Below are 3,799 nucleotides of genomic sequence, written 5' to 3' on the forward strand. Positions count from 1 at the left end.
GAGTCCGGTAAGCGGCCCCTTTAAAAGAGCCTTCGGCCTATCAGGCCTCAGTACGCTGGGCGGGAATCCCAGCCAGCAGAGCGCGCACCTCCGCCTCACGGTAACGGCGGTGACCACCGAGCGTGCGAATCGACGTCAGCTTGCCTGCCTTGGCCCAGCGGGTGACCGTCTTCGGGTCCACGCGGAACATGGTGGCAACCTCTGCCGGCGTCAGCAGCGGCTCAGCATCAGGGGTACGAGCGGTCATGAGCGGCCTCCTCGGGAGAACCGAACCAGGGCGGTTCTATCCTTCAAATTCTGCACCTTGGCCCGCGATGCCCGAAATGGCATAGACGGGCCGAGTCGGTTATAGGACGAACGGCTTGTCCTGGTGTCTACAACTACACCATCCGTCCAGCCCTATCGACCAAACCGCCAAAATTGACCCCTCACGGGTTCAAGGCCGACGGATGGCGATGGACCACCCCATAGCGGACAGTCACATAGTGATGACATCCGGTTACGAGGGGACCAGACCCTCCGTTTCCCCGCAAAGCACGCATCGACTCCAGAACCACCCAAAAGTGGGCACGCTCACGTGAAGTTGGGCTGGTTGTCCCATTTTTGCACATAGGGGTAAGTTCGCGTCAACGGTGAGTAGTGTCACGTTCGGCAGCTATTGACCCGAACCGGGACCTTGGTCATCCGATGTGCAGCCCTTAGGACTCTTACAGTCATACACGCGCGGTCGGACGTCAGTTCGCGTGCCGCAGCGCCAGCACCCGGCGCCACCGCACCGTCAGCTCCCCGTGGACCCGCAGCGCCTCCGCGGTGTCCCCGGCCCGCAGCGCCCGCAGCCCCTCCTCCAGCTCCCCCGCCGAACGGTCCGCCAAGAGCCGCTCCGGGCCCAGCAGATGCACCAGGCCCCCGTAGTCCAGCTCCACCAGCGAGCGCGGGTGGAACTCCTCCAGCCAGCGCCCGACCCGCTCCGCCCCCCGCACCAGGTCCCCGTCCGGCGCCGCCTCGCGCAGCGCCCGGAAGGCCCGCGCCACCCGTCGGCGCGCCTGCGCCATCGGCACCAGGTAGAACAGCGCCGCCGGCCGGCCGCCCCGCCCCGCTCCCCCGCCCGGGCCGTCCACCGACCCCTCCTCCCCCGGCCTTTCCCCGCCCGGCACGAAGCAGCGGTCCTCGTCCCCGAACGGCAGGAACCAGTGCACCGGCACCTCCCACCGGCTGGTCAGGATCCACGGCCGGGCGTCCGGGTGCTCGGCCCGCCAGCGCTCCCGGTCCGCCTCGGCGGCCGCCCGGGTCACCGGCGGCAGCGCGGTGTCCAGCAGCGCCACCGGCGCCCCGGCCCGCAGCTCCTCCAGCGCCTGCCAGCTGCGCAGCCTGGTCGCCCACGGGCAGACGTACAGGACGCCGTCCACCAGCCGCAGGTACGCCCGCCCGCTCTCCCGCTCGGGCAGTGCCCGGGGCGTGCGGGCGGCCAGCCCGGCGAGCGCCTCCCGCTGCTCCTCCAGCACCGCCGCCGCCACCGGCTGGGCCGGCTCCGCGGCGTCCGGCCCGTGCTCCGCCGCCCAGGCCTGCCAGCGGGCCCGGTCGGGCTCCGGGTAGGCGGCCAGCGGCTCGTAGACCCGCAGGTGGGCCGCGTAGGGCGGCTGTACGGAGGTACGTACGACGGTCACGTCCTGCATGGTCGCACGCGCCGCGCGGCCCCGGGAGAGCGCGCCCCCGCACCGTTCGCGCCCGCACTCCGCACCGCCGTCCGTCTCACCCCTCGGACGTCCGGCCCCGGCTCGGGCAAGACGCCGGACCGGCGGCGCGCCCCCGACTACGCTTCGCCCTAGGCGCCCGCACCACAGCAGCGGGCCTTCAATACTGGAGTCACCACAGTGACCGACGTACAGACCCCCGCCACGCACCCCGCACCCGGCGTGCTCAGCAGGATCTTCCGTACCGAGCAGGACGGCGCCCCCGGCGACGGTCACGAGCAGGTCGTCCTCTGCCACGACCGCAGCTCGGGTCTGAAGGCGATCATCGCCATCCACTCGACCGCCCTGGGCCCGGCCCTCGGCGGCACCCGCTTCTTCCCGTACGCCTCCGAGGAGGCGGCGCTGGAGGACGCGCTGAACCTGTCCCGCGGGATGTCCTACAAGAACGCGCTGGCCGGGCTGGACCTCGGCGGCGGCAAGGCCGTCATCATCGGCGACCCGAACAAGGACAAGAACGAGGCGATGCTCCGGGCCTACGGCCGCTTCGTCGAGTCCCTGCGCGGCCGCTACATCACCGCCTGCGACGTGGGCACCTACGTCCAGGACATGGACGTCATCGCCCGCGAGACCGAGTTCGTGACCGGCCGCTCGCCCGAGCACGGCGGCGCCGGCGACTCGTCCATCCTGACCGCCTTCGGCGTCTTCCAGGGCATGCGCGCCACCGCCCAGGCCCGCTGGGGCCAGCCGACCCTGCGCGGCAAGCGGGTCGGCGTCGCGGGCGTCGGCAAGGTCGGCCACTACCTGGTCGGCCACCTGGTCGCGGACGGCGCCACGGTCGTCGTCACCGACCCCTTCGAGGCCGCCGTCAACCGCGTGCGCGCGGCCCACCCCGAGGTCGAGGTGGTCGCCGACACCGCCGCCCTGCTCCAGGCGAAGCTGGACGTCTACGCCCCCTGCGCCCTCGGCGGCGCGCTGACCGACGACGTCGTCGCGGCGCTGGGCGGCTTCGGCACCTCGATCGTCTGCGGCGCGGCCAACAACCAGCTGTCCCACCCGGGCGTCGAGAAGGACCTCGCCGACCGCGGCATCCTCTACGCCCCGGACTACCTGGTGAACTCCGGCGGCGTCATCCAGGTCGCCGACGAGATCGACGGCTTCAACTTCGAGCGGGCCAAGAACAAGGCCACGAAGATCTTCGACACCACCCTGGAGATCTTCACCCGGGCGACGGCCGACGGCGTCCCGCCGGCGGTCGCGGCCGACCGCCTGGCCGAGAAGCGGATGCGCGAGATCAGCGCCCTGCGCACGGTGCTGCTGCCCGGCGCCCGCCGCGGCTGACGGGTCACCAGCCGACCCCGTGGCGCGCGGGGGGCCGTCCCAGTGGCCCCCCGCGCATCACGATGTGGAACCGGATTCTCACTTCTCCGGCCGAACGGGTGATCCGAAGCCCCCCTAGGGGGGATAATCAGTCCTGGAACGACGGACCCAAGACACCTCTGGACAGCGCGCAAAACGCCGCAAAACCTCCCTTGACCTGGGAAGACCTGGTCGCGGGTGCGGTCGGTGCGCGCCACGTCACACTGACGACGTACCGTCCAGCGGCGGAAACAGGTACCGTTAATGCTCCAAGGGACGGTCCTCCCATTCGGGCAGGCCGGTCCTGATCATGAACACGTGTCAGACTCGGGGCCGTGAGCCCCATCGTTGAGGGGGTCGACCCATGGGGCGCGGCCGGGCCAAGGCCAAGCAGACGAAGGTCGCCCGCGAGCTGAAGTACAACAGCGGCGGGTTCGACGCTAACCGTCTGTCCAACGAGCTGGGCGTATCGCCGTCCACCGCTTCGATCGAGCCGGAGCCGATCGAGGAGGAGGAGGACGACGACCCGTACGCGGAGTACGCCGCCCGCTACGCCGACCTCGACGACGACGGCGACACCGAGCCGGGCACCGGGCCGTCGCAGGCCTCCCGCCGCTCGTAACAAGCAGTCCCGCCGGACCGGTCCGGGCGCCCTGGGCGCCGGGCCGGTCTTCGGCGTTCCCGCGTACGGCGGTCGCCGCGCGGGCCGGTCCTGACGACGGAAGGGCCCCTCCGGAGCTCCGGAGGGGCCC

Annotated in this window: 4 protein-coding genes; 2 read left to right on the forward strand and 2 right to left on the reverse strand. The window is 71.6% G+C overall.

The window, feature by feature from the left end:
• Nucleotides 1-40: 40 nt before the first annotated feature.
• Nucleotides 41-247 carry a developmental transcriptional regulator BldC gene (gene bldC, locus ACFRQN_RS40135; RefSeq protein ID WP_014137253.1) on the reverse strand — a complete coding sequence of 69 codons (207 nt, stop codon included), beginning with the start codon at nt 245-247 and terminating at the stop codon, nt 41-43.
• A gap of 487 nt (nt 248-734) precedes the next feature.
• The gene (locus tag ACFRQN_RS40140; RefSeq protein WP_380745598.1) at nt 735-1,673 is read right to left on the reverse strand and encodes a hypothetical protein; all 939 of its coding nucleotides are present in this window, start codon (nt 1,671-1,673) and stop codon (nt 735-737) included.
• Nucleotides 1,674-1,871: 198 nt separating this feature from the next.
• Here ACFRQN_RS40140 and ACFRQN_RS40145 point away from each other — a divergent pair, with 198 nt between their 5' ends.
• Together ACFRQN_RS40145 and ACFRQN_RS40150 are read left to right on the forward strand one after the other, a co-directional pair.
• Nucleotides 1,872-3,029: a Glu/Leu/Phe/Val dehydrogenase dimerization domain-containing protein gene (locus ACFRQN_RS40145; protein WP_074002053.1), complete on the forward strand. Its 1,158-nt coding sequence runs from the start codon at nt 1,872-1,874 to the stop codon at nt 3,027-3,029.
• Nucleotides 3,030-3,411: 382 nt separating this feature from the next.
• Complete coding sequence (locus ACFRQN_RS40150; RefSeq protein WP_049654080.1) at nt 3,412-3,669, forward strand: DUF3073 domain-containing protein; 258 nt, start codon at nt 3,412-3,414, stop codon at nt 3,667-3,669.
• The last annotated feature ends 130 nt before the right edge of the window (nt 3,670-3,799 follow it).

The sequence above is a fragment of the Kitasatospora sp. NPDC056800 genome, assembly GCF_042789775.1.
GTDB lineage: Bacteria > Actinomycetota > Actinomycetes > Streptomycetales > Streptomycetaceae > Kitasatospora.